The following is a 23,416-nucleotide window of genomic DNA, read 5'->3' as shown; positions in this document are numbered from 1 at the left end:
CCACATTCTATCGTATTTCAAACTGAAAATCGATGGAAATTCTGGTTTAGAATAGCAATTTAATGCGATTGGGCTTGAAGCTGCAAAAAATTCTGACCCAGCGCCTTGCCGATATTGGGCAGGCCGATGCTGGTAAACAGCTCCATCAGGTCCGACCAGTAGGGTGGGTAGCGATTTTGACCTTTGTAAATCAGCGGTTCCTGATTGGCGATGATAATTTTTAAGTCCCAGCCAAAAGCGTTATTGCCAGGTTCTAAAGCCGTATCGCCGCAATATTCGGTTTTCCAGTCCCGCACATAAAGCTTAAAAAAATCCGCCAGTAACTGTTGCCACTGTTGTTGGTTGATGTAAATCTCCGGCAGATCCGGGTAATAACAGAGAAACGGCCCCTCGATGGTGGCCCCGGCAGCCGTTTTGGTAAAGGTCAGAGTCTGACTGGCCGCCCCCTGTTGATAGGTGTTTAGCACGATCTGGCGGGTCGTCGCCACCAGCTCCTGGTGATCGCCGCCGAAAGTAGTCTGACAGTCCCGGCAATTTATTTGGGCAAGAGCTGCCGGACTGGTGTTGGTACTGCCGCATTGTGGGCAAATAGTTGGGCTCATAGGGGCCTCCTTGTTTATAAAAATTCAAACCAAGTAGCGACAATTGTTACATCATGTTGTACGCATCGGAGCGGACACGGCGTAGCCTGTCCGATTCCGCAGCGAACAACAGATTAACAATTGGTCGGTACGATAGCGAAGTGCAAACCTCAAGTTTACAGCAATCAATAGATCCGGGTGTTGGTAGCGACTTCTTCGATGCACTCGCCCAGCCATTCAAGGTAGGATTTCTCGCGTTTGATGGCCGACTTCAGGACGATATAGTCGCCGTATTCGGGGCTCTGAATGGTTGAAATATCTTTCGTAGCCAGCAGAATTTCCATATTGGTCTGGAGTTTTGACAGCTTTTCCTGACGCTGCTTAAGCTGATAGTGGAAATGGGCCAGGATTTCCTCGTTAGTCATCGACTCGATAAAATACACTTTGAGTTTAAAAATGTCTTTTGGCGTGGGTTCCAGCAAATCCTGCTGGAGGATCCAGTTGTGAAAATCCTGTTTGCCCTTTTCGGTAATCGAATAAATTTTTTTGCGTAGCTTGTCGCCCTCGGGTAAGGTTTCAAAGGTGATCATCCCTTCGTCGGTGAGTTTTTTCAACTCCGGATAGATCTGGCTGTGTTTGGCATACCAGAAATTGACCAGCTCCATATTAAATACTTTCATCAAATCGTAACCGGTCATGGTTTCCCGGTTGATGAGTCCCAGGATGGCATATTTTAATGTTCTCATTTTGTTCAAGCCTTTCGTTTTTGTCAAATAATTGTACCTCTCTATTTTATCTGATTTTGACCAAGAATGCATTTGTTTTCTGGGCCAGTTTGAAATATTAACATAAAGAAGCAATTTATTTGCCTTGACTTGATTAAAAAGAATCATTTACAATAATAGTACCGGGTGTTGATTGAGAAATGTTAAACTACCGTACCGATCAATTGTTAATCGGCCATAGAGTGACTGCCGTGCGCTTGGCGCTCAGTTTCGCACGAAACATTTGCTACACTGTACGGCGTACAGTTCCGTGAACTGTTCGCCTACACGTTACGCAAAAGTTTGTGGAAACTAAACACCAAGCAATCATTGTTCGAAGTTCGTAGTTTCGAAAACACCTGAATTATTAAAGAAAAGGAGAATTTATGAAAAATAAGAATAACATGGATAGTGTCGTGATGCCGGAGGGCAAAGAACGATACTAGGCCTTTAGCCCTCCAAACGGTTTACAATACTAAAATTTGGAGGAAAAAAATGAATAAGATAAATTTAGAAAATTATGGTTTAGATCAGCGGGTTAAACAGGAAGCCAGTATGCATAGTGGCTTGTTTGTGGCGCGGGTGACGGAGCAGCATCGGGAGCTTTATAAGGTAATCGGTGAAGCGGGCGAATTGCTGGCCGAGGTGTCGGGTAAGTTTGTCTTTAATGCGGAAGACAATACCAGCTTTCCGGTGGTTGGTGACTGGGTGATGATCGACCGGACCGATGAAGGTTCGGGGAATGCGGTGATCCATCAGGTGTTAAGCCGGAAGTCGCTGTTTGAGCGAAAAGCGGCCGGAACGGGGAACGGCATTCAGATTGTCGCCGCCAATTTTGATCTGGTGTTTATCTGCATGTCATTAAACAATGATTTTAATCTGCGTCGGCTGGAGCGTTACCTGGCGATTGCCTGGAACAGCATGGCCCGGCCAGTGATTGTCCTGACCAAGGCCGACCTCTGTGATGATTTGGTGGCTCGGCTCAGGGATATTTCCGCGGTTCGGGTGGGAACCGATGTGGTGGTCTGTTCCAGTGTCGATAACCGTGGCTATGACGAGATCGCCGGCTATCTGGCCCCGGGTAAAACGATTGTTTTTCTGGGCTCATCCGGGGTTGGAAAATCGACCATTATCAACCATCTGATCGGCTCCGAAGTGTTGGCTACCAAAGGCCTGAGAAGTGATGACAAGGGTCGGCACACCACCACCCATCGGCAGCTGCTGCTGTTACCTGGCGGCGGCGTCGTCATTGATACGCCGGGGATGCGGGAACTCCATCTGGACAGCGCCGATCTGTCCCGCTCCTTCGCGGATATTGAAAACCTGGCCGAACAATGCCGCTTTGGCGACTGCAGCCACAACAGCGAACCCGGCTGCGCGGTCCGCGCCGCCATTGAGACCGGAAGCCTCGCGGCCAAACGGCTGGAAAACTATCGTAAGTTACAAAAAGAATTGGACTACGAAGGACTCAATTCCCGTCAACTGGAAGCTGAAAAAATTAAAAAGATGTTTGGCAGCAAAGGCGAAATGAAACAGGTCATGCGCCAGGCGAAGAATAAAAACAAACGCTAAATCAGGATTATCGTTCACAATTTTTAAATCAAAGGAGAAATAACATGAAGCAACACGATCTGCCGGAAGCTTACAGCCAACAGGATGCCATTTTGATGGCTGGTTTTTGTTATCAGACCTACCCGTTTTTTGACCAGCAACAGTTGGCGCTTCCGGCCGGTTTTGAGCTGAAGGCTTCATTTAATGGGTTGGCCGGGGTGACTGAAAAAATGGCAGAAAATTTTGGTTTTATCGCCGAGTCGGCGGATCGGTTGGTGCTGGCTTTTCGGGGCTCTGATTCCACCCCCAATCTGGATTCGGATCTGGATCTGTTTCAGATTCCCTTTCCCTATGTAAAAAACGCCGGATTCACGCATCGGGGCATCACCCGGATCTATCAGTCGCTGCGGGAAGAACTGCTTGAGCAGGTCCGCCACCTGCCTGAAGATAAAAAACTCACCATCACCGGGCACAGTCTGGGCGGCGATCTGGCGATTATGGCGGCCCTGGATTTCGCCGTCAATAGCGACCGCAACGATGTGACTGTTTATACCTATGCCGCCGGCCGACCCGGTGATCGGGATTTTGCCGGAGCTTACAACGCCCAGATCAAAAACAGTTTTCGGATTTTTAATGTTCATGATTTTATCCCAACCCTGCCAGCTGCCGAATATCCGGCCCCGTTTACCGAAACCGGGCTGATTTATCAACACGTGGAGGCGCCGGTGCCGATTGGTTTTCAGATGAACAACCTGTTTTTGAATCACCGGATCAACTGTTATTTTCAGAAGCTGGGCGAGCAGGATATCAATTATATGAATGCCCTGCGGAGCAGCAGCCCGGGCTTTTGTCCGGAGCCCATTAATTTAGTGAAATTGGCCGACTCAATGAAAAATAATTAGGGATTTAAACGTCACTCCCGATTGACATCCCAGAAGAGGTTTAGATGATAAAAAAAATAGAAAATAACGATTTAGCAGCGGCGGTGGATCTTGCCAATCTGGTTTTTCACGAATTTATTGCCGACGGCTACAGCGCCGAAGGTCGCCAGACCTTTACCGATTATCTGGATTATAAGCTCGAAGAAATGACTGAAGATCTGGCCACCGGCCATAAGAAGCTGTGGGGCTTTTTCAAAGACAACCAGATCCTCGGGGTCATCGGGACCCGGGATGATCTTCATGTCTCGCTGATGTTTGTCGATAAGAACCATCACCACCAGGGCATTGCCCGGGCCTTATTTAACACCGTAATAGCGGATTTAAAAAGCCAGCAGCCGGGAGAACCCTTTGTTATGTCGGTCAATTCATCCCCTTATGCGGTGGAAGTATACCGCCGTTTCGGCTTTGAGGCCACGGCCCCCGAACAGGTTAACAAGGGGATCCGGTTTGTGCCGATGAAGCTGATGGTCAATGATTGATGACGAACCAAAGCTCACGTCAGTATTGCAACTGCCTCTAAAAGCCAGTTAAGACATTTACCTATGGTGAATTCTTGAGGTGGTCGAAAAACTGCCGTACCGACCAATTGTTAATCTGTTGTTCGCTGCGGAATCGGACAGGTTTATCAACCTGTTCGCTCCGATGCGTACAACATGATATAACAATTGTCGGTACTGGGTTAGCTTTTTTGACAGTTTGAAGACATGTACCTGTGGTAAATTCTTAATGATTGCGTTATCAGAAAAATTTAATTTGACAAAAACGCTAAGATCGATTAAGCTTTATCTAATTTAATACTTCAATCAAACCGTTGACGTGGAGATAACGGTGTATCGTGCAGTTACAGAGAGCGGGGAAGGCTGAGAGCCTCGCACAACGCAGAACATCAAATGGACCACTGAGGGCGCAGTCAAAGGAAAGTGAAATTTCTGAGTATTCTGCGACGTGATGCATACGTCAGTTGCGAGGGATATGTTTGTATCCTGCTAAGTGTACAGGGGTTTTCTCTGTAAATGAAGGTGGTACCGCGGGCTAGTAATTTTTGCGCTCGTCCTTGATTAATTTTTATTAATCAGGGGCGGGCGTTTTTTTATTACTTAAAAAGCGCATAAATAGGTGTAGACGCTGATTGGTGAGGGTGAGGGGTTAGCGCGTCACTGCGTACCGACCAATTGTTAATCTGTTGTTCGCCACACCAATGCGAAATCCGCTACGCTCCTTTCGCATTGGTCGCGGGCAGTCGCCAACTACAAGCAAGCTTATGATTGGCTCGTTGCCTTCGCGCAAGATCGGACAGGTTTATCAACCTGTTCGCCTTGATGCGAACAACATGATGTAACAATTGTCGGTACTGGGGTAGTAGTGGGTTTTGATGTTTGTCTCATCCTTTTTGATCAGCTGACTAACATATGCTATGACAACATAAAAATAGATTACAAGATAAATTTTTCTTAACGAAAGGATACGATTATGATTAAACCATCGATGGAAGAGGCCAGAGGGTATTGCGGGGATTATCAGAGCATCCCGATTAGTCTGGAGCTGTTTTCAGATATTAAGACACCGATTGAGGTGCTTAAAATTTTAAAAGCCACGGGCAAAAAGTGTTATTTGCTGGAAAGCGTGGAGGGCGGCGAAAAATGGGGGCGCTATTCGTTTTTGGGCTTTGATCCGACCCTGGCGGTGACCTGCCTGGACGGGGAGGTGGTTGTTAGAAATGGCAAGACCCGGGATATCCTGGCCGATGATCCGCGGTCGTTGCTCCGGGAAATTCTGGCCCAGTGGAAAAGCCCCAAGCTGGATTTTCTGCCAGTGTTTACCGGTGGTTTTGTCGGTTATATTTCTTACGATTTTGTTAAATACACCGAAACCAATCTGGTGCTGGAAAACGAAAACGCCGAAAACTTTGATGACATGAATCTGATGCTGTTTGACAAGGTTATCGCCTATGATCATCTGCGTCAGAAAATTGTGGTGATTGTCAATATTAAAACCGACAACTTTGAGAAAAATTACATCGACGGGGTGATTAAGCTCAAGGAAATTGAAGCACTGATTAAAAACGGTAGCAGCACCGTGGCCTTCCGGGGCCAGGTAACATCAGAGTACCGCTCGTTGTTTACCAAAGCCTATTATTGTGACATGGTCGAAAAAACAAGAGCACATATTTATCAGGGGGATATTTTCCAGGCAGTGATTTCCAACCGCCTGGAGGCTGATTTTGAAGGCGATCTCTTGTCGGCTTATCGGGTGCTGCGGACCATCAATCCCTCACCGTATATGTTTTATATCGACTTTGACGGGATTCAGGTGGCCGGGGCTTCGCCGGAAACCCTGGTATCCCTGAAAAACGGCCAGCTATCGACCTTTCCAATTGCTGGTACCTGTCCCCGGGGCGCCACTCCGGCGGAAGACGAGGCCTTGATTGCGGAGTTGCTGAAGGACGAAAAGGAGCTCAGCGAACACAATATGCTGGTCGATCTGGGCCGTAACGATCTGGGTAAGGTCAGTGAATTTGGTTCGGTTAAGGTGGAAACCTATCAAGAGGTGGTGCGTTATTCCCATGTTTCGCACATTTCCTCAACCGTCACCGGCACCCTCAAAGCCGGACTGGATCAGCTGGATGCCCTCGGGGCGGTGTTGCCAGCGGGTACCCTGTCCGGGGCGCCGAAAAAACGGGCGATTGAAATCATCAATGCCCTGGAAGGCCAGAAACGCGGTGTCTACGGCGGAGCAGTCGGCTATATCGACTTTTCCGGCAACATGGATATGTGCATTGCGATTCGGATGGCGGTCCGCAAAAACGATAAGGTTTATGTCTCCGCCGGTGCCGGGATTGTCGCGGACAGCATCCCGGAAAATGAATTTAATGAGTCCCGAAATAAGGCTCGGGCGATGTTTGAAGCCCTGGACCGGGCCCAGGAGGTGGAATAATGATTTTACTGATTGACAATTACGACAGCTTTTCCTATAACCTGTATCAATATGTGGGAATGATCAATCCCGATATCCGGGTGATTAAAAATGATGAGCTGAGTCTGGCCGAAATCGCGGCGCTGGCCCCGGATCACATCATCGTTTCGCCGGGGCCGGGACGACCGGCCGATGCCGGGATCTGTGAAGAGGTGATCGATACGTTTAAGGACAAAACCCCAATTTTAGGGGTCTGCCTTGGTCATCAGGCCATCTGCGAGGTATTTGGCGGCACCGTCACCTATGCCAGCACCCTGATGCACGGCAAAAGCAGCAACGTCCATATTGCCAACGGCAGCCCGATTTTTCGGGGTCTGCCGCCGATTATTGCGGCCGGCCGCTATCATTCCCTCAGTGCCGAGCGCAGTACGCTGCCGGATGAACTGCTGATTATCGCCGAGGATGACGAGGGCGAGGTGATGGCGGTGAAGCATCGCCATTATGACGTCTACGGGGTCCAGTTCCATCCCGAATCGATTCTGACCCAGGATGGCCATAAGATGATTGAGAACTTTTTAAAGATTGGAAACGAAAATGATTAAAGCAGCGATATACGATATTGTCAACGGCAAGGACCTGTCTCTGGAGCGGACCCGGGAGGTCATGGATCAGATTATGAACGGCCAGGCCACCAACGCCCAGATTGGTTCGTTTCTGACGGCGATGCGGATGAAGGGCGAAACCATCGATGAGATTACCGCCTGCGCGATGGTGATGCGGGACAAATGTACCAAGATTTTCCCCAAAACCGATGTCCTGGATATTGTCGGCACTGGCGGCGACGAGGTGTCCACCTTTAATATTTCGACGGTATCAGCGCTGGTGATTGCCGCTGGCGGGGTGCCGGTGGCCAAGCATGGTAACCGCAGCGTCTCCAGCAAGTGCGGATCGGCTGATCTATTGGAAGCCCTGGGCGTAAATATTGAACTGTCGGCGGAAAAAAGCGCCGTGCTGCTGGACGAGCTGGGGATCTGCTTTATGTTTGCCCCGACCTATCACGCTTCAATGAAATATGCCGGACCGGTCCGTAAAGAACTGGGGATCCGGACGATCTTTAATATTCTCGGCCCGCTGGCCAATCCGGCCGGGGCCAATATGCAGCTGCTGGGGGTCTATGACGAAAATCTGGTCGAACCGCTGGCCAATGTGTTAAACAAGCTTAATGTCAAGCGGGGGATGGTGGTTCACGGCCACGACGGCCTGGACGAGATTACCCTGACTGATACCACCACCATCTGTGAAATCGCCGATGGTAAAATCAACAGCTTTTTTATCACCCCGGAACAGCTGGGGCTTAAGCGCTGTGAATTATCGGATTTAATCGGCGGCGAAAAGGATGAAAATGCCGCCATCGCCCGGGATATCCTAAATGGCGAAAAAGGTCCCAAGCGCGATGTGGTGGTGCTGAACTCAGCCTTCTGCCTGTACATGTCCCACAATGATATCACCCTCCGGGATTGTGTCAGGATGGCCGAGGAGATTATCGACTCCGGCAAGGCTAAGGCCAAGCTGGATAGCTTTGTCAAACGCAGCAATGAGCTGGCGATTGAGGTGCTGGCATGATTCTGGATCAGATAGTTGCGGCCACCGCCAAACGGGTGGCGGTGCTTAAAGAAACGACCACGCTGGACGCCTTAAAAAGCCAGGCCAAACGATCAGAAAAACCCTTTGCCTTTGAACAAGCCCTAGCCCGGAAAGCTGCCGCCGGGGAAATCGCCTTTATCTGCGAGGTTAAAAAAGCCTCGCCATCAAAAGGTGTGATCGCGGTTGATTTCCCTTATCTGGAGATTGCCCGGGACTATCAGGCCGCCGGGGCCGATGCCATTTCAGTGCTGACCGAGCCGGATTTTTTTCAGGGCGCTAATACTTATCTGACGGCAATCAAGGATCAGGTAAGCATTCCGGTACTGCGCAAGGATTTTATTATCGATGCCATCCAGATTTACGAAGCCCGCCTGATCGGCGCCGATGCGATATTATTAATCTGTTCGATTTTAGATACCGAAACGATCCGGGAATACCTTGAGATCGCCGATGCGCTGGGACTGTCGGCGCTGGTGGAAGCCCATGATGAAGCGGAAGTGAAACAAGCCCTGGCCGCCGGGGCCCGGGTGATTGGGGTCAACAACCGCAATTTGAAGACCTTTGAGGTGGATCTAAACAACAGCATCCGACTGCGCCAACTGGTGCCCCCGGAAATTTTGTTTGTTTCGGAAAGTGGGATACGCACTGCAGAAGATATCGCAAAACTGCGAGAAAATGGGACCAACGCGGTACTGATTGGCGAAACATTGATGCGAAGTGGGGATAAGAAAGCGGCGCTGGATCAGCTGCGGGGGTAGCTGCTGGCTGTTAACTCCGAACTGCCGTACCGACCAATTGTTATTCTGTTGAATGCGCACAATTCGTACAGTTGCGAATTTAGATGATTCAAATACTCAGGTTTTTCGTCGCAACTGTTCGCCTTGAGGCACAGGGTCTGCCCCCTTGGGTACAACATGATGTAACAATTGTCGGTACTGGGTTTGTATTAGAATCTACAGTTCAAGGGGCGGGTATTACGACCAAATTATATGTGATTGCGAAATGAGCAAACATCGAACAATGGTTGCTTTGTGTGCAGTTTCCACAAACAATTTTGTAACGTGTAGGCGAACAGTTCATCGAACTGTCCGCCGTACAGTGTAGAAATTCGCGAAGGCAACGAGCCAATCACAAGCTTGCTTGTAGTTGGCGGCTGCCCGCGACTAAGAAGAAATTCGCATCGCGATTTCTTCTGGTGATTCGTGCGAAACTGGATGCAAAGCTCATGGCAGTTTAGCAATTACCTACGACCAAATTTGATAGGGAGAATATCATGACAAAAATAAAAATCTGCGGCTTAACCCGCCTCGCCGATATTGCGGCGGTGAACGCCGCCCGGCCGGATTATATTGGCTTTGTTTTTGCCAAAAGTAAGCGCCAGGTCGATATGGAAACGGCCCGGGCCTTAAAACAAGTCCTTGATCCCGGTATTAAAGCGGTGGGGGTTTTTGTCAACCACCCGGTGGCTGAGATCAGCGCGCTGGCCGCGGCGGGCATCATCGACCTCATCCAGCTTCATGGCGATGAGGACGAGGCCACGGTGCAATTGCTGCAGGCCCAAACTGGTTTGCCAGTGATCCGGGCCTTGCGGATCAGCAGCCCGGCCGACATCAAAGAAACCGCCGCCGATTACCGCCTTTTTGACACCTACGACCCCAGTCAATACGGCGGTTCCGGGGCGGCCTTCAACTGGGATCTGTTGCAGGGCGTCAGCGGCGATTTCTTTCTGGCCGGCGGCCTCAACCACAGCAACATCGCTGCCGCCATCCACCAGGTACGCCCCTACTGCGTCGACTTAAGCAGCGGCGTCGAAACCGATGGAGTGAAAGACCGGGACAAGATTATTGAGATTGTGGAAATGATCAGGAAGATTAACCGTTAATAAAAACTACTGGAATAAACACTGACGTAACGCATTATCCCGTAGGGGCGGTCATTGACCGCCCGCAAGCGTAGATCTTATGCCATGCGTTAATTTAAAGATCAACAACGTTCGGGCGATTGCGAATCGCCCCTACAAACCGAGGATCGACGATGCAGATTAATAAAAGCACGGAGACTTGATATAAAAAGGAGAAAGAAAATGAGTAAAGGAAAATACGGGATCCACGGGGGTCAGTACACCCCAGAAACCCTGATGAATGCCATTATTGAAGTGGAAAAAGCTTATGAACACTATAAAAACGATCTGGCCTTTCAGGCCGAGTTAACCGAATTATTAAATGAATACGCCGGCCGCCCCTCGCGGTTGTATTATGCCAAGAAAATGACCGCCGATCTGGGTGGGGCCAAGATCTATCTCAAGCGCGAAGATCTGAACCATACCGGCTCTCATAAGATCAACAACGTCCTGGGGCAGGCGCTGCTGGCCAAGAAAATGGGGAAAACCCGGCTGATTGCCGAAACCGGTGCCGGTCAGCATGGCGTCGCCACGGCCACCGCCGCGGCCCTGATGGGCTTTGAATGCGAGATTTTTATGGGCAAAGAAGACACTGACCGTCAGGCCCTCAACGTCTTTCGGATGCGCCTGCTGGGTGCCACAGTTCATGTGGTCACCTCCGGGACGATGACCTTAAAGGATGCCGTTAACGAAACCTTTCGAGAATGGACCACCCGGGTTGACGATACCCATTATGTCCTCGGTTCGGTGATGGGACCCCATCCCTTTCCGGAAATGGTGCGCGATTTTCAGAGCGTCATCAGTAAAGAAGCCCGGGCCCAGATTCTCGAAAAAGAAGGCCGTCTGCCCAATGCCGTGATCGCCTGTGTCGGCGGCGGCAGCAATGCCATCGGGGCCTTCTATAACTTTATTCCCGACGCCGACGTGCGGTTGATTGGCTGTGAAGCGGCCGGCCGCGGGGTCGATACCGAAGAACACGCCGCCACCATCGCCCGGGGCAGTCTGGGGATCTTTCACGGCATGAAATCCTATTTCTGTCAGGACGAATACGGCCAGATCGCCCCGGTTTACTCGATTTCGGCGGGGCTTGACTATCCCGGGATCGGGCCGGAGCATGCCCATCTCCATGATACCAAACGGGCCGAGTATGTGCCGATCACCGATGATGAAGCGGTCGCTGCCTTTGAATACCTGTCCCGGACCGAGGGGATTATTCCGGCCATTGAATCAGCCCATGCGATTGCTTACGCGATGGTGCTGGCGCCGACAATGGGAAAAGACGAAATTATCATCGTCAATGTCTCCGGCCGGGGCGATAAGGATGTCGCGGCGATTGCCCGCTACAAGGGGGAAAATATTTATGAGTAATATAATAGAAGCAACTAAAATCAAAGCCAACAAAATATCTGAGATCTTCAGCAATCAGAAAGCCTTTATCGCCTTTTTAACCGCTGGCGATCCGAGCCTCGATAAAACCGAAGAATTTATTCTCGCCATGGACGCCGCCGGGGCCGATCTGATTGAAATCGGGATTCCCTTTTCCGACCCCATCGCCGAAGGGCCGGTGATTGAAGCCGCCAACGAACGGGCCCTGAGAGTCGGCACCACCACCGATGCGATCTTTGACATGGTTGCCCGGGTCCGGACCCAGACCGCCATACCGCTGGTCTTTTTAACCTATATGAACCCGGTGTTTGTCTACGGGGTGGAACGGTTTTTTGCCGCCTGTCAGAAAAATGGGATCAATGGCATCATCATCCCGGATCTGCCCTTTGAAGAAAAAGGTGAGATTTTAAGCGTTGCTAAGGCCCATGAGGTTGACGTGATCACCCTGATTGCCCCGACCTCCCAGGATCGCATTCAGATGCTGGCCAAAGAAGCGACGGGCTTTATCTATCTGGTGTCGTCGCTGGGTGTTACCGGGGTCCGCAGCGAGATCAAAACCGATCTGGCTGCCATTGTCAGTGATATCCGGGCGGTGACCCAGACGCCCGTAGCGGTGGGCTTTGGGATCGCCACCCCGGAACAGGCCACACAGATTGCTAAGCTCGCCGATGGCGTCATCGTCGGCAGCGCCATCGTCCGACTCATCGCCGCGCACGGCAGCGCAGCCACCCCGATCCTGACCGACTACGTCCGTGAGATGAAGGCAGCGCTGGTTTAGAGTGTACAGGCAGTTAAGTTAGTACTGACAATTGTTACATCATGTTGCACACATCAAAGCGAACAGGTTGATAAACCTGGCCAATCTTGTGGCGAACAACAGATTAACAATTGGCCGGTACGGCGGGATAATGTATGGATTTAATATGGGCACCTAAGGGGTCTACCCCTAAGACATTGCCGGTTTTCTAACAGTCACTTTCGTTACCGAATCCTTACCATCTACATCTGCTAGATGAAGGAAGCATTGGGATTAGGGTGTATAGGTAGTACCGACAATTGTTACATCATGTTGTACGCTGCGGAATCGGACAGGTTGATAAACCTGGCCAATCTTGTGGCGAACAACAGATTAACAATTGGTTGGTACGGCAAGATAACGTAACGGTTTAAATATAGCGTTAATCATCTTTCAACCCCTTATATACTGCCCCAAATTTACAAAAGATTAACATAAATTTTATCGAACCACCCCCAACCCTATTGACAGATCGAAATATTACCAGTCGAGTGCGTAATATTTTCTGAATTAACGGAACCGCGCCAAAAAAAATCTTTTGACATCGTTTTTTTATCTTCAAAATGGGTAAAAACGTGTTATAGTATGGTTTAAGGTATGTACAATTGCGAATGAATAAACATCGAACAATGATTGCTTTGCGTTTAGTTTCCACAAACAATTTCGTAACGTGTAGGCGAACTGTACAAGAAATTGTTGTACGCCCTAGTGTAGAAATTCGCGAAGGCAACGAGCCAATCACAAGCTTGCTTGTAGTTGGCGACTGCCCGCGACAAAGAAGAAATTCGCAGTGCGATTTCTTCTGGTGTTTCGTGCGAAACTGAATGCAAAGCTCATGGCACTTTTGCACTTACCGGACTAATAATGTTTATAGGAGGAAGTCTTATGAAAAAATTTATTAACGATGTAGAAAATGTGGAAAATGAAATGCTGGAAGGTATCGTTCTGGCCCATCCTGAATACGTAGCCCGAGTAGAAGGTTTTGATGTGCTGGTCCGCGCTGACAAAAAAGTTGGCAAGGTTGCTTTGGTAAGCGGCGGCGGCAGCGGTCATGAACCATCCCATGGCGGATTTGTCGGCAAAGGGATGCTCGACGGTGCAGTAGCTGGCTCGGTTTTCACTTCTCCCACCCCCGACCAGGTATTTGAAGCGATCAAAGCGGTTGATGCCGGGGAAGGTGTATTATTAGTTATTAAGAATTATACCGGTGATATCATGAACTTCGAAATGGCCGCTGAACTGGCCGAAGCCGAAGGCATCAAAGTAGCCAACGTGGTTACCAATGATGATGTTGCGGTTGAAGATAGTCTTTATACGACAGGTCGTCGCGGCGTGGCCGGGACTGTTTTTGTTCATAAAATTGCTGGTGCAAAAGCTGAAGCCGGAGCCAGTCTGGAAGAAGTTAAAGCAACAGCTGAAAAGGTTATTGCCAATGTCCGGACCATGGGTGTGGCACTGAAACCGTGTACGGTTCCCGCGGCTGGAAAACCAGGTTTTGAATTGTCGGAAGATGAAATGGAACTGGGTATCGGGATCCACGGCGAACCGGGAACCGAACGCAAACCAATCCAGACCGCTGACGAAATTGTTGATTACCTGATGGAACGCATCTTAAAAGATATGGATCCAAAAGCCGGTGACGAAGTTGCCGTGATGATCAATGGTGCCGGCGCTACCCCACCAATGGAACTGTATATCTTAAACCGTCGGGTTCAACAGATCCTGGCTGACAAAGGTGTTAAAGTCTTCAAAACCTTCGTTGGCGATTACATGACCTCCATCGACATGGCCGGCGCATCCATCACCCTGTTAAAACTGGACGCCGAACTCAAAGACTTATTACTGGCCCAAGCTGATACTATCGGCTTCAAAATGTATTAAGCAAAATCGAAAATAAGTAATAAATAAAGTGCCGTTAGCTTTGCAGTCGGTTAGTGCGTAACAATTTTGTGCTACTCTTGGTAAGCACTTCGCTGGCGTACCGACCAATTGTTAATCTGTTGTTCGCTGCGGAATCGGACAGGCTTTGCCGTGTCCGCTCCGATGCGTACAACATGATGTAACAATTGTCGGTACTGAGTTATGCTAATTACTAAGTTCGTTTTTTCAATTTACAAAATTGTTTTTGGGAACCGAAATCAACGCAAATTTTGTTCTATTTTGAATTTAAATGGATCGAACAATCATTGCTTTGTGGTAGTTTCACAAACAATTCTGTAACGTGTAGGCGAACAGGCCTGAGCCTGTCCGCCGTACAGTGTAAGAATTGTTTCGTGCAAACTGCCGACAAAGCTTACGGCAGTCTATCAAAACCAAACCATAGAAACGAGGAAAAACAATGGCAACAAAGGCAGAAGTGCTGGATTTTATTCGGGTTTATGCGGATAAGATGGCAGAACATCGACAAGAATTGACCGATTTTGATCAGGCAATCGGTGACGGTGACCATGGCATTAACATGAGCCGGGGATTTAAAGCGGTGATGGAAAAATTACCGACGGTTGAAGATAAAAACATTGATGATATTTTAAAAGCGGTGGGGATGACGCTGGTTTCTACTGTGGGGGGAGCCTCCGGGCCCCTTTACGGGACGGCGTTTATGAAAGCCGGGGCGGCCGTTAAGGGCAAGGAAGAATTATCCAATGAGGATATTATTCTGGCCTTTGATGAAGCCGTCGGCGGGATCCAATTCCGGGGCAAAGCGGTGGAAGGTGAAAAAACCATTCTCGACAGCATGATTCCCGCGATCAACGCCATTAAAGCCAGCATTGCCGCTGGCAAGTCAATGACTGATGCGCTGGTTGACGCGGAAGCGGCTGCCTGGGGCGGGGTCGAATATACTAAAACGATCATTGCCACCAAAGGCCGGGCCTCTTATCTGGGTGAACGCAGTATCGGGCATCAAGACCCTGGTGCAACCTCGATGGCTTATGCTTTTCAGGCCGCCCGCGAAGTCGCAGCGAAGGCAGGTAATTAGGGATGGTCGGAATTGTAGTCGTTTCACACAGTCAGAAAGTTGCCGAAGGCGCAGTGGAGCTGGCCAGACAAATGGCCCCAGAAGCAAAACTCGCGGCTGCCGGTGGCATGGAAGATGGCAGCATCGGTACCGATGTTTCCAAAATTTTAGCCGGTATTGAAGCCGTTGATCAAGGCGATGGGGTGGTTATTCTGGTTGATCTCGGCAGTGCCGTGATGAGTTCAGAAATGGCCATCGAAATGCGGGAAGGCGGCAGTCAGGTTCAAATTATTGATGCCCCGGTCGTTGAAGGTACCATTTTCAGCTCCGTGGAAGCATCGATCGGCTCATCCTTTGAGGAAGTCGTCGAAGTGCTGGCCGGCGCCAAAGCCTATAAAAAATTCTAAAGACGATTTAATCAACACAGGCACCCCGGGCAACCGGGGTGTCTTGTCTGTAATAACGAAAATAACCCAGTACCGACAATTATTACACCATGTTGTACGCATCGGAGCGGACATGGCAAAGCCTGTCCGATTCTGCGCGCAGGCAACGAGCCAATCAGAAACTTGTTTATAGTTGGCGACTGCCCGCGACCAATGCGAAAGGAGCGCAGCGGATTTCGCATGGCGCAGCGAACAACAGATTAACAATTGGTCGGTACGGCAGTGACAAACGATCCGTGGATCGCCCGGGATCCCGGGATGTTTTTTTGAAAGACATGATCAATAGATTTTACGAAAGTTGATGAAATATCGAAGCAATTGTGGTATACTGCTGTTAATAATAGGGAGAACGAATTATCCAGCTCAGAGTACGGCTGTTGTCGCCTGAGAATGTCGCCACAGAAAGGGGAAAGATCATGGATCCAATCAGTTTAAACGCCGCCGGGACCCAGGCACCTGTCACATCGTTGTCAAAAAAAGTCGATGCGGTTACCGTTAAACCCACCGGAGACAGCATCAATGCGCAGACTGCCGCCAATGAGGCGAATTCGTATTACAAATATGATACCATGGAACTCAGCCGGGAATATGTCGGGTATCGGATGAAGAGTGAAAATGCCACCGTGGGCAGTGATACCGATCAGCAGAGTTCGAACATTGATCAGAAATCGTCGCGGATTCCCACCGACGATGAAGAAGAAAACCGCGAAAAAAAGGAAACCAGGAGTCAGACCGCTGATGCTGATGAACCGGACGACGAGAAAGTTTCCAGCAATCAGTTGGGTGGCTACACCAGTTCGGAATTGAAGGGCTTGGTTTTATCCGGTAAGATTACCGTGGCAACCTATAATGCCGAAATGAAAAGCCGTCAGGATGATAAACAGCCCGCTGAGCCGCAGCAACCCAAAAAACCGGTGCTGGGTCAGTCCGGCCGGAAAGCGGCAAATAGTCTATTCTAATGCTTCGATTGATAAGCATAAATCCAATGAAAGAAGCGATAGCCCGGATCTCAATCATCCAGTGGAATGCTTCTTTTTTTATGCCCTTTTGCGGTGGGCGGTCGCAACATTTCCGGCTATTCAGGCAATTTAAAAAGACAATCCAGTACCGACAATTGTTACATCATGTTGTACGCATCGGAGCGGACACGGCAAAGCCTGTCCGATTCCGCAGCGAACAACTGATTAACAATTGGTCGGTACGGTAGTTTGAGTCAACAGCTAATAAACATTTCCGGTTTCATTTTTTTATTATTCGTGTTATATTATTTCTGTTACGCAATTATTTGCAATGGAATAAACCATAAGGATGTGAACCAATGAACCTGTCAAATTTGGGCATCGCGATCCTCCTGACCGTGTTGGCCGGCTTATCAACCGGTATCGGGGGGCTAATTGTGCTGCTCTTTGAAAAAACCAATACCAAACTTTTATCGGTGGCGCTGGGTTTTTCCGCCGGCGTCATGATTTATGTCTCCTTTGTTGAACTGCTGTTTGAGTCCCGGCGCCTGCTGATTGCCAATCTCGGCCCGGAAACCGGGGTCTGGGTCAACGTCATCGCGTTTTTTGGCGGGATGCTGCTGATTGCCATTATCGATAAGCTGGTGCCCTCCTACGAAAATCCCCACGAGACCCATCTGCTCGAAGAAACCGCCGCCTGTCCGGTGGATGGCAGTCAAAAATTGCTGCGGACCGGTATTTTTACCGCCGTGATCATTGCCGTCCATAATTTTCCCGAAGGGATGGCTACCTTTGTCTCGGCCATTCAGCAACCCTCCCTGGGGCTGGCGATCGCCATTGCCGTGGCGATTCATAATATTCCCGAGGGGATGTCGGTGGCGATTCCGGTTTTCTGTGCCACCGGGTCCCGTAAAAAGGCCCTCGGCTGGTCACTGTTTTCGGGGATGGCCGAGCCGGTCGGGGCGATTGCCGCCTATTTTATCTTGCTGCCCTTTCTCAACGACACCGTTTTCGGGATCCTCTTTGCCGGCATCGCCGGGATCATGGTCTTTATCTCCCTCGATGAGCTGCTGCCCACGGCCCGGGAATATGGCGAACACCACCTGTCGATCTACGGGCTGATCGCCGGGATGATGCTGATGGCGCTGAGTCTGATTGTACTGATGTAGGGCATCACGGCTAACAGTGCCGCGTTGCCGGTCGTGTCACCAGCCCCCGCCGATGAATATTTCGGCGCCAGATGGGTATAATCTAACATAGCGTAAAAACGCACTACTACCTGAAGCGCGCAAAGGAGACACGACGATGAATGTTAAACCTGCCGATGATCGCGTTATGATCATTGATGATTCCGGCCGGGTGATCGGGATCAGCGAGGCCTGCCGCAAGCTGCTGGAACTGGGCGCCAAACCGATCGCGGCGATCAACTTCCTTGATTTGAACTTGGGACTGTCATTATACCAGCTCCGGACGTATCTCGAAAAAATGAAAAAGGATCAGACCTTTTCGTTTAAAACCTTCCTGACCAGCGACGATCAGGGTCTCATTAACCTGTCGGTGGCGGGGATCCATGTTCCTGATATGGGTGTTTTTGTACTGCACATCAACCCCGAAGAACAGATCCGTGATGCCAATCAGTTTGGCGATCCGCTGCGATTTTATCAATCCGACCGGGATCAGGGTAAAAACTACCGCCTCGAAGATCTGATGGATGCCCCGCTGCTGCAGGAGATCATGGATTATTTTTATGATGTCACCGGGATTCCCGTCGGGATCATCGATCTGGACGGCCGGATCATCGTCCAGGAAGGCTGGCAGGATATCTGTACCCAATTTCACCGCGGTCATCCGGAAACCCTGAGAAACTGTCTCGAAAGTGACTGTTATCTGACCCAGGGCATCCGCATCAATCAGTACCGTCAATATAAATGCAAAAATAATCTCTGGGATATCGCCACCCCCATTTATATCAACGATCAGCGGATGGGGCATATTTTTCTGGGCCAGTTTTTTTACGAGGATGAGCCCATCGATTATGACTTTTTCCGTGACCAGGCCCGCCGCTACGGCTTTGATGAAGCAGCCTATATGCAGGCGCTGGAGCAGGTGCCGCGATTTTCCCGGCGTCAGGTGGACATGTCGATGCGGTTTTATTCAAAAATTGCGGTCTATATCTCCCAGCTCAGCTATACCAATATTAAAATCAATGAAACCCTGGACGAACTCTACAACGTCCTGAACTTTCAGACCGAGCTGATGGACGCGATCCCGACCCCGATTTTTTACAAAAACACCGACCGGGTCTATCTCGGTGGCAATCAAGCCTTTGACGATTTTGTTGGGCTCAGCCCGTCGGACTATGTCGGCAAAACCGTATTAGACATCGCCCCGCCAGAATTGGCTCAGTTTAACAATCAAACGGATCTGGAGTTGCTGGAAAAGCAGGTCATGCAGGTCTATGAATATCAGTCCCAAACCCGACCGGGTGAAAAAAGGGACGTGATTTACAATAAAGCGCTGTTTCGTAATCTGTCCGGCGAACCGGCCGGGATCATCGGCGTGATCCAGGACATCACCGAGCTTAAAAGCGCCCAAAAGCAGCTTCAGCAGGTCAATGTGGAAATCATCGAGACCCAGAAAGAGGTCATTTACACCCTCGGTCAGATCATTGAAACCCGCTCCCAGGAAGCCGCCAAGCATGTGATCAGGGTGGCCGAATACGCCTACCTGATGGGCCGGGAATTTGGGCTGGGCCACGATGAGGCGACGCTGTTGAAAATTGCCACGCCGATGCACGATGTTGGCAAGATCGGCATTCCCGATTACATTCTCAACAAGCCCGGCACCCTGACCCGGGACGAATTTGAAATTATCAAAAATCATACCACGATTGGCTACGATATTCTCAAGAAATCCCCGTATAAAATCCTGAAACTGGCGGCCACCATCGCCTTAAGCCATCATGAGCGCTGGGATGGCAGCGGCTATCCGGCCGGACTGGCCGGGACGGCGATCAGCCCGGTCAGCCGGATCGTTTCGATTGCCGACGTCTTTGATGCCGTCTCGCATCAGCGCTGTTACAAGGAAGCCTGGCCGCTGGACCAGGTCAAAGCCTTTCTGACCGAACAGCGAGGCGCGATGTTTGATCCCGTCCTGATTGATATTTTCTTTGCCAACTGGGATCGGATTCTGGAAATCCGGGCCGATTTGTCGGATCAGGAGTAGGCGGGTGGCGAGAGCTGCCGTACCTTAGACAGGTTAGCAATCTTGTTTTGCCGTAATATTTTTACGGCAAAACGAGATTTATTATTGCATTCGCTCCTCAATACGTGGTAATCTAGACGAGAGGTGACTAGATGTTAAAAAAATTCATGGTTACAGGGTTTAAAAACTTCAAAGATACGATCTGCTTGGATTTTTCTGACGTCCGGGATTATTCATTCAATAGAGACTGTATCAAAGATGGTTTGTTAAATAAAATAATAATCTATGGAAAAAACGGGGTCGGTAAATCAAATATCGGATTGGCTCTCTTTGACCTGACGTCCCATTTGTCAGACAAAAATGTTTCCCCGGGCCTATATGATTACTATCTGAATGCCGATAGTGAAGTCGACTATGCTGAATTCCGATACGTTTTTAAAGTAGCTGATGATGAAATTGAATACCGATATCATAAAAACAACGAGCAAATTTTGCGATTTGAAGAAGTAAAATTAAATTCGGAAATCATATTTTCTTATGATCATATAAAAAAAACAGGTGATTTAGAGGGGTTGAAAAAACGGATTCCGACCCTGAATTATGAATTCCTGGAAGAAAATTTTTCGCTCTTAAAATACGTAGTCAGCAACAGTACCAGCGAAGCAGTCAAACCGTTACGAGAGCTGGTCCATTTTGTCAATAACATGCTCTGGTACCGCAGCCTGGATGAGAACCGTTATATTGGTTATAAAAATGACAGCAAAGATTATTTTAACTTTATTCTGCAAGAGCAAACACTGCAGCAATTCCAGGAACTGCTCAATCGGGCTGGAATCAATGAACAGTTAGTTGTCATTGCTGATCCAGATGGTCAGGAACGGCTGTATTTTCAGCGAAAAAAACCAATCCCGTTTTTTAAAGCGGCATCAAATGGAACCAAAGCCTTATATACATTTTTTTATTGGCTAACAATTGCGACCGATCTCTCATTTTTATTTATTGATGAATTTGATGCCTATTATCATTTTGAACTATCGGAAATGATTGTTGAATTATTGGATTCGATGACCGGTTTTCAGACGGTGCTAACCTCACATAATACGAATCTCTTAACAAATCGCATCATGCGTCCGGATTGTTATTTTATTTTAACACCGGAGCGATTGACCTCCCTGGCCAATGCCACGCGGCGCGAACTGAGAGAAGGCCATAATCTGGAAAAACTGTATGTAAACGGTGAATTTGATGGATGAAGCGGATAAGAAGAGTATTCTGATCATCGTTGAGGGTGAAAAAACGGATGTCAGTCTGATGAAAAAAGTAATCGCTGCGTATCCGATTAGCGATGCCTATCGCATCGTCTCATATTGCACAAATATTTATGCTTTGTATCAGGAAATGGTGACTTACGGAACCATCAGCTTTGATGCCATTGATCTGTTACTGATTCTCAAAAACAGAGAGCGGGATGAAAGTAAGAAAAAACTGTTTGATGCTAAATATACGGATATTCTGTTGATTTTTGACTTGGATCCCCAGGACACCCGTTTTAGCGATAGGATTGTTATGCAGTTGCAGGAATATTTTGTGGATTCTTCAGATATGGGGAAGCTTTACATCAATTACCCGATGGTTGAAGCGTTCTATCATATGCAATCGATACCGGATCGTAATTTTCATGAACGAAAAGTTTCGATCGCTGAATTGAAAAACAAACAGTACAAAACCAGAGTTCAGCAGGAAACAATGGGCGGAGATTATCGCAAGTTTGCCACAACCCGTGATCAAATCACGATCGTGATCAGACAGAATTTGGCTAAAGCACATACTTTGCAAAGTGGCACCATCTTTGATTGGACTGATCCAAAGGTGACTACCGAAGTTGATCATCTCGCCGTACTGAGGGTTCAATTGGAGCGCCTGCTGATCGATAATAGATTCGATGTTTTATCGACCTGTGTTTTCTTTGTGGCGGATTATAACCCCGCTTTTTTGGAAATTATTGAATGATCGGTAAGATAGCAATGATTGTCGATTCAGAAAAAGGTAGGGCGCTTCGCGCCACTGCTTTTTAGAGCGAACCTTCCAGTAATGGGAGGTTTTTTTGTTGGCATTGGCCCGACGCTGTGCTATACTGATACAAATTGATACTAGTTGGTATCAGCAAGGAGGACTGCCATGGAGGCCGGGAAATTTGCCGCGATGCTGGCGGACAAGCATCTCATTGATTTAAAACGGATGCAACACAAGTATTCAGCTGCCGATGTGGCGGAAATGATGGCGCTGCTGCAGAAAAATTTCTTTAAAAACTTGCCGTTGCAGGATTTTGATGGTCAGCCGCTGGTATATCTGGAAAACCGGGTGAGGCTCAGTATGGCATCGGCCCGGGTGTTGTTTGAGCGGCCGCCGGAAACCCACCGTTACAACATTAATGCGATGACAACGGAGATTCAGGCGACCCTGGCGATTGAAAATATCAACTCAACCCGGGAGAGTATCCGGCACATTCTGACCGGTTATGCGCCCCATGACGAAAGCGAGCAACGACTCTGGGGGATGAAAAAAGGGCTGGATTTTATCAGTGATCCGGCTAATAAGATTACCGAAGCGTCCCTTTATCAACTCTATATGATGACCGTCGGTGATTTTCTGGAGCCGGAAAACCAGTTGGAACCGGGCCGTTTCTATCGCGACGATGCGGTATATATTATCGGCGAGCAAATAGAACATACTGGTTTGCCCCACCAGCAGCTGCCCGCAGCGATGGCGCAGTTGGTTGACTGGATTAATCGTGAGAATGACGTCAATGATTTGCTCAAAGGGGTGATCGGGCATTTTTATCTGGCTTATCTGCATCCCTACTTTGACGGTAACGGAAGGATGGCCCGGTTGCTGCATTTATGGATGCTGATCCAGCAGGGTTATCCGGCGGCTTTGTTCCAACCCCTGTCAGACCATATCCAGGCCACCAGAAAGAACTACTACCAGGCCTTTAGCCGGGTTTCTGATAATTATCGGATCAGCGGGATTCTGGATGTGACGCCCTTTCTGGTCTATTTTATCGAAGCGGTTTATAACCAGCTGAAGCCGCAGACCGGGGCCGCCGCCGAAGGGCTGGCGGTTTATCAGGAGGCGCTGGCGGCGGGGCTGATCACATCTAAGGAAAAAGCGCTCTTTGAGTTTGTCCTGGCCGCCTATGGCCGGGCTGAGTTTTCGACCAAACAGTTGGAAAAAGACTTTGGCGACGCCGCCTATGCCACGATCCGCGGCTTTGTCCTGAAGTTTACCAAATTGGGCTTGCTGCGGGTGCAGAAATATGGCAACCGGAATAAGTATTTTGTGGGTGAGTCATGAGTAAAAAAAATAAAACCCGAT

21 protein-coding genes are annotated in these 23,416 nt (G+C 49.1%); 19 read left to right on the top strand and 2 right to left on the bottom strand.

The annotated features are described in order from the left end of the window. Window positions 1-59: 59 nt before the first annotated feature. A complete protein-coding gene (locus A3KS_RS0100965; RefSeq protein ID WP_026393291.1) occupies window positions 60-602 on the bottom strand; it encodes a hypothetical protein in 543 nt (180 codons plus the stop codon). Between the two features lie 164 nt (window positions 603-766). After that, on the bottom strand, window positions 767-1,327 hold the full coding sequence (locus tag A3KS_RS0100960; protein ID WP_026393290.1) for a PadR family transcriptional regulator: 561 nt from the start codon (window positions 1,325-1,327) through the stop codon (window positions 767-769). Window positions 1,328-1,840: 513 nt separating this feature from the next. On the opposite strand from A3KS_RS0100960, the gene rsgA reads away from it, so the two are divergent. From rsgA to A3KS_RS0100865, 19 genes are all read left to right on the top strand, one after another. Continuing rightward, window positions 1,841-2,917, top strand: coding sequence for a ribosome small subunit-dependent GTPase A (gene rsgA, locus A3KS_RS0100955; protein WP_026393289.1), 1,077 nt, complete (start codon window positions 1,841-1,843; stop codon window positions 2,915-2,917). Between the two features lie 44 nt (window positions 2,918-2,961). Continuing rightward, complete coding sequence (locus A3KS_RS0100950) at window positions 2,962-3,798, top strand: lipase family protein (protein WP_026393288.1); 837 nt, start codon at window positions 2,962-2,964, stop codon at window positions 3,796-3,798. 44 nt (window positions 3,799-3,842) lie between these two features. Beyond that, window positions 3,843-4,316: a GNAT family N-acetyltransferase gene (locus tag A3KS_RS0100945; protein WP_026393287.1), complete on the top strand. Its 474-nt coding sequence runs from the start codon at window positions 3,843-3,845 to the stop codon at window positions 4,314-4,316. A gap of 991 nt (window positions 4,317-5,307) precedes the next feature. Further along, a complete protein-coding gene (trpE, locus tag A3KS_RS0100940; RefSeq protein WP_026393286.1) occupies window positions 5,308-6,771 on the top strand; it encodes an anthranilate synthase component I in 1,464 nt (487 codons plus the stop codon). Continuing rightward, window positions 6,771-7,352 (top strand): anthranilate synthase component II, encoded by a 582-nt coding sequence (locus A3KS_RS0100935; RefSeq protein WP_026393285.1) that lies wholly within the window; start codon window positions 6,771-6,773, stop codon window positions 7,350-7,352. The genes trpE and A3KS_RS0100935 overlap by 1 nt, the downstream gene beginning before the upstream one ends. Beyond that, window positions 7,345-8,373 carry an anthranilate phosphoribosyltransferase gene (trpD, locus tag A3KS_RS0100930; RefSeq protein ID WP_026393284.1) on the top strand — a complete coding sequence of 343 codons (1,029 nt, stop codon included), beginning with the start codon at window positions 7,345-7,347 and terminating at the stop codon, window positions 8,371-8,373. Before A3KS_RS0100935 ends, trpD begins: the two co-directional genes overlap by 8 nt. Next, window positions 8,370-9,152 carry an indole-3-glycerol phosphate synthase TrpC gene (trpC, locus tag A3KS_RS0100925; protein ID WP_026393283.1) on the top strand — a complete coding sequence of 261 codons (783 nt, stop codon included), beginning with the start codon at window positions 8,370-8,372 and terminating at the stop codon, window positions 9,150-9,152. Before trpD ends, trpC begins: the two co-directional genes overlap by 4 nt. A 515-nt stretch (window positions 9,153-9,667) precedes the next feature. Continuing rightward, window positions 9,668-10,276 (top strand): phosphoribosylanthranilate isomerase, encoded by a 609-nt coding sequence (locus tag A3KS_RS0100920; protein WP_026393282.1) that lies wholly within the window; start codon window positions 9,668-9,670, stop codon window positions 10,274-10,276. 201 nt (window positions 10,277-10,477) lie between these two features. Continuing rightward, window positions 10,478-11,662 (top strand): tryptophan synthase subunit beta, encoded by a 1,185-nt coding sequence (gene trpB, locus A3KS_RS0100915; RefSeq protein WP_026393281.1) that lies wholly within the window; start codon window positions 10,478-10,480, stop codon window positions 11,660-11,662. Next, entirely contained in the window at window positions 11,655-12,458 is an 804-nt protein-coding gene (gene trpA / locus A3KS_RS0100910) for a tryptophan synthase subunit alpha (RefSeq protein ID WP_051355571.1), read from the top strand. The genes trpB and trpA overlap by 8 nt, the downstream gene beginning before the upstream one ends. Window positions 12,459-13,361: 903 nt before the next feature. After that, window positions 13,362-14,357 (top strand): dihydroxyacetone kinase subunit DhaK, encoded by a 996-nt coding sequence (dhaK, locus tag A3KS_RS0100905; protein ID WP_026393279.1) that lies wholly within the window; start codon window positions 13,362-13,364, stop codon window positions 14,355-14,357. A gap of 457 nt (window positions 14,358-14,814) precedes the next feature. Then, complete coding sequence (dhaL, locus tag A3KS_RS0100900; RefSeq protein WP_026393278.1) at window positions 14,815-15,453, top strand: dihydroxyacetone kinase subunit DhaL; 639 nt, start codon at window positions 14,815-14,817, stop codon at window positions 15,451-15,453. Window positions 15,454-15,455: 2 nt separating this feature from the next. Further along, on the top strand, window positions 15,456-15,839 hold the full coding sequence (dhaM, locus tag A3KS_RS0100895) for a dihydroxyacetone kinase phosphoryl donor subunit DhaM (RefSeq protein WP_026393277.1): 384 nt from the start codon (window positions 15,456-15,458) through the stop codon (window positions 15,837-15,839). Window positions 15,840-16,294: 455 nt separating this feature from the next. Then, window positions 16,295-16,837 (top strand): hypothetical protein, encoded by a 543-nt coding sequence (locus A3KS_RS0100890; protein ID WP_026393276.1) that lies wholly within the window; start codon window positions 16,295-16,297, stop codon window positions 16,835-16,837. Window positions 16,838-17,202: 365 nt separating this feature from the next. After that, a complete protein-coding gene (zupT, locus tag A3KS_RS0100885; protein ID WP_487249263.1) occupies window positions 17,203-18,006 on the top strand; it encodes a zinc transporter ZupT in 804 nt (267 codons plus the stop codon). Between the two features lie 136 nt (window positions 18,007-18,142). After that, the gene (locus A3KS_RS22185; RefSeq protein ID WP_051355570.1) at window positions 18,143-20,062 is read left to right on the top strand and encodes a PocR ligand-binding domain-containing protein; all 1,920 of its coding nucleotides are present in this window, start codon (window positions 18,143-18,145) and stop codon (window positions 20,060-20,062) included. A 131-nt stretch (window positions 20,063-20,193) separates the two neighbouring features. Continuing rightward, window positions 20,194-21,294 (top strand): AAA family ATPase, encoded by a 1,101-nt coding sequence (locus A3KS_RS0100875; RefSeq protein ID WP_026393274.1) that lies wholly within the window; start codon window positions 20,194-20,196, stop codon window positions 21,292-21,294. Continuing rightward, a complete protein-coding gene (locus A3KS_RS0100870) occupies window positions 21,287-22,051 on the top strand; it encodes a hypothetical protein (protein WP_026393273.1) in 765 nt (254 codons plus the stop codon). The genes A3KS_RS0100875 and A3KS_RS0100870 overlap by 8 nt, the downstream gene beginning before the upstream one ends. Before the next feature lie 168 nt (window positions 22,052-22,219). Further along, window positions 22,220-23,395: a Fic family protein gene (locus A3KS_RS0100865; RefSeq protein WP_026393272.1), complete on the top strand. Its 1,176-nt coding sequence runs from the start codon at window positions 22,220-22,222 to the stop codon at window positions 23,393-23,395. Window positions 23,396-23,416 lie beyond the last annotated feature (21 nt).

The sequence above is a fragment of the Acetobacterium malicum subsp. dehalogenans DSM 11527 genome (assembly GCF_000472665.1).
Classification (GTDB): domain Bacteria; phylum Bacillota; class Clostridia; order Eubacteriales; family Eubacteriaceae; genus Acetobacterium; species Acetobacterium malicum.
The sequence above is the reverse complement of the archived record's forward strand: the minus strand, read 5'-3'. Positions and strand labels throughout refer to the sequence as shown.

Coding starts and splice junctions, on each gene's coding strand:
- dhaK (WP_026393279.1), top strand. CDS start 13,362: ATGAAAAAATTTATTAACGATGTAGAAAATGTGGAAAATGAAATGCTG.
- trpD (WP_026393284.1), top strand. CDS start 7,345: ATGATTAAAGCAGCGATATACGATATTGTCAACGGCAAGGACCTGTCT.
- A3KS_RS0100935 (WP_026393285.1), top strand. CDS start 6,771: ATGATTTTACTGATTGACAATTACGACAGCTTTTCCTATAACCTGTAT.
- A3KS_RS0100865 (WP_026393272.1), top strand. CDS start 22,220: ATGGAGGCCGGGAAATTTGCCGCGATGCTGGCGGACAAGCATCTCATT.
- A3KS_RS0100920 (WP_026393282.1), top strand. CDS start 9,668: ATGACAAAAATAAAAATCTGCGGCTTAACCCGCCTCGCCGATATTGCG.
- dhaL (WP_026393278.1), top strand. CDS start 14,815: ATGGCAACAAAGGCAGAAGTGCTGGATTTTATTCGGGTTTATGCGGAT.
- rsgA (WP_026393289.1), top strand. CDS start 1,841: ATGAATAAGATAAATTTAGAAAATTATGGTTTAGATCAGCGGGTTAAA.
- trpA (WP_051355571.1), top strand. CDS start 11,655: ATGAGTAATATAATAGAAGCAACTAAAATCAAAGCCAACAAAATATCT.
- A3KS_RS0100950 (WP_026393288.1), top strand. CDS start 2,962: ATGAAGCAACACGATCTGCCGGAAGCTTACAGCCAACAGGATGCCATT.
- trpB (WP_026393281.1), top strand. CDS start 10,478: ATGAGTAAAGGAAAATACGGGATCCACGGGGGTCAGTACACCCCAGAA.
- A3KS_RS0100890 (WP_026393276.1), top strand. CDS start 16,295: ATGGATCCAATCAGTTTAAACGCCGCCGGGACCCAGGCACCTGTCACA.
- A3KS_RS0100965 (WP_026393291.1), bottom strand. CDS start 602: ATGAGCCCAACTATTTGCCCACAATGCGGCAGTACCAACACCAGTCCG.
- A3KS_RS0100870 (WP_026393273.1), top strand. CDS start 21,287: ATGGATGAAGCGGATAAGAAGAGTATTCTGATCATCGTTGAGGGTGAA.
- dhaM (WP_026393277.1), top strand. CDS start 15,456: ATGGTCGGAATTGTAGTCGTTTCACACAGTCAGAAAGTTGCCGAAGGC.
- A3KS_RS22185 (WP_051355570.1), top strand. CDS start 18,143: ATGAATGTTAAACCTGCCGATGATCGCGTTATGATCATTGATGATTCC.
- A3KS_RS0100960 (WP_026393290.1), bottom strand. CDS start 1,327: ATGAGAACATTAAAATATGCCATCCTGGGACTCATCAACCGGGAAACC.
- A3KS_RS0100875 (WP_026393274.1), top strand. CDS start 20,194: ATGTTAAAAAAATTCATGGTTACAGGGTTTAAAAACTTCAAAGATACG.
- A3KS_RS0100945 (WP_026393287.1), top strand. CDS start 3,843: ATGATAAAAAAAATAGAAAATAACGATTTAGCAGCGGCGGTGGATCTT.
- trpC (WP_026393283.1), top strand. CDS start 8,370: ATGATTCTGGATCAGATAGTTGCGGCCACCGCCAAACGGGTGGCGGTG.
- trpE (WP_026393286.1), top strand. CDS start 5,308: ATGATTAAACCATCGATGGAAGAGGCCAGAGGGTATTGCGGGGATTAT.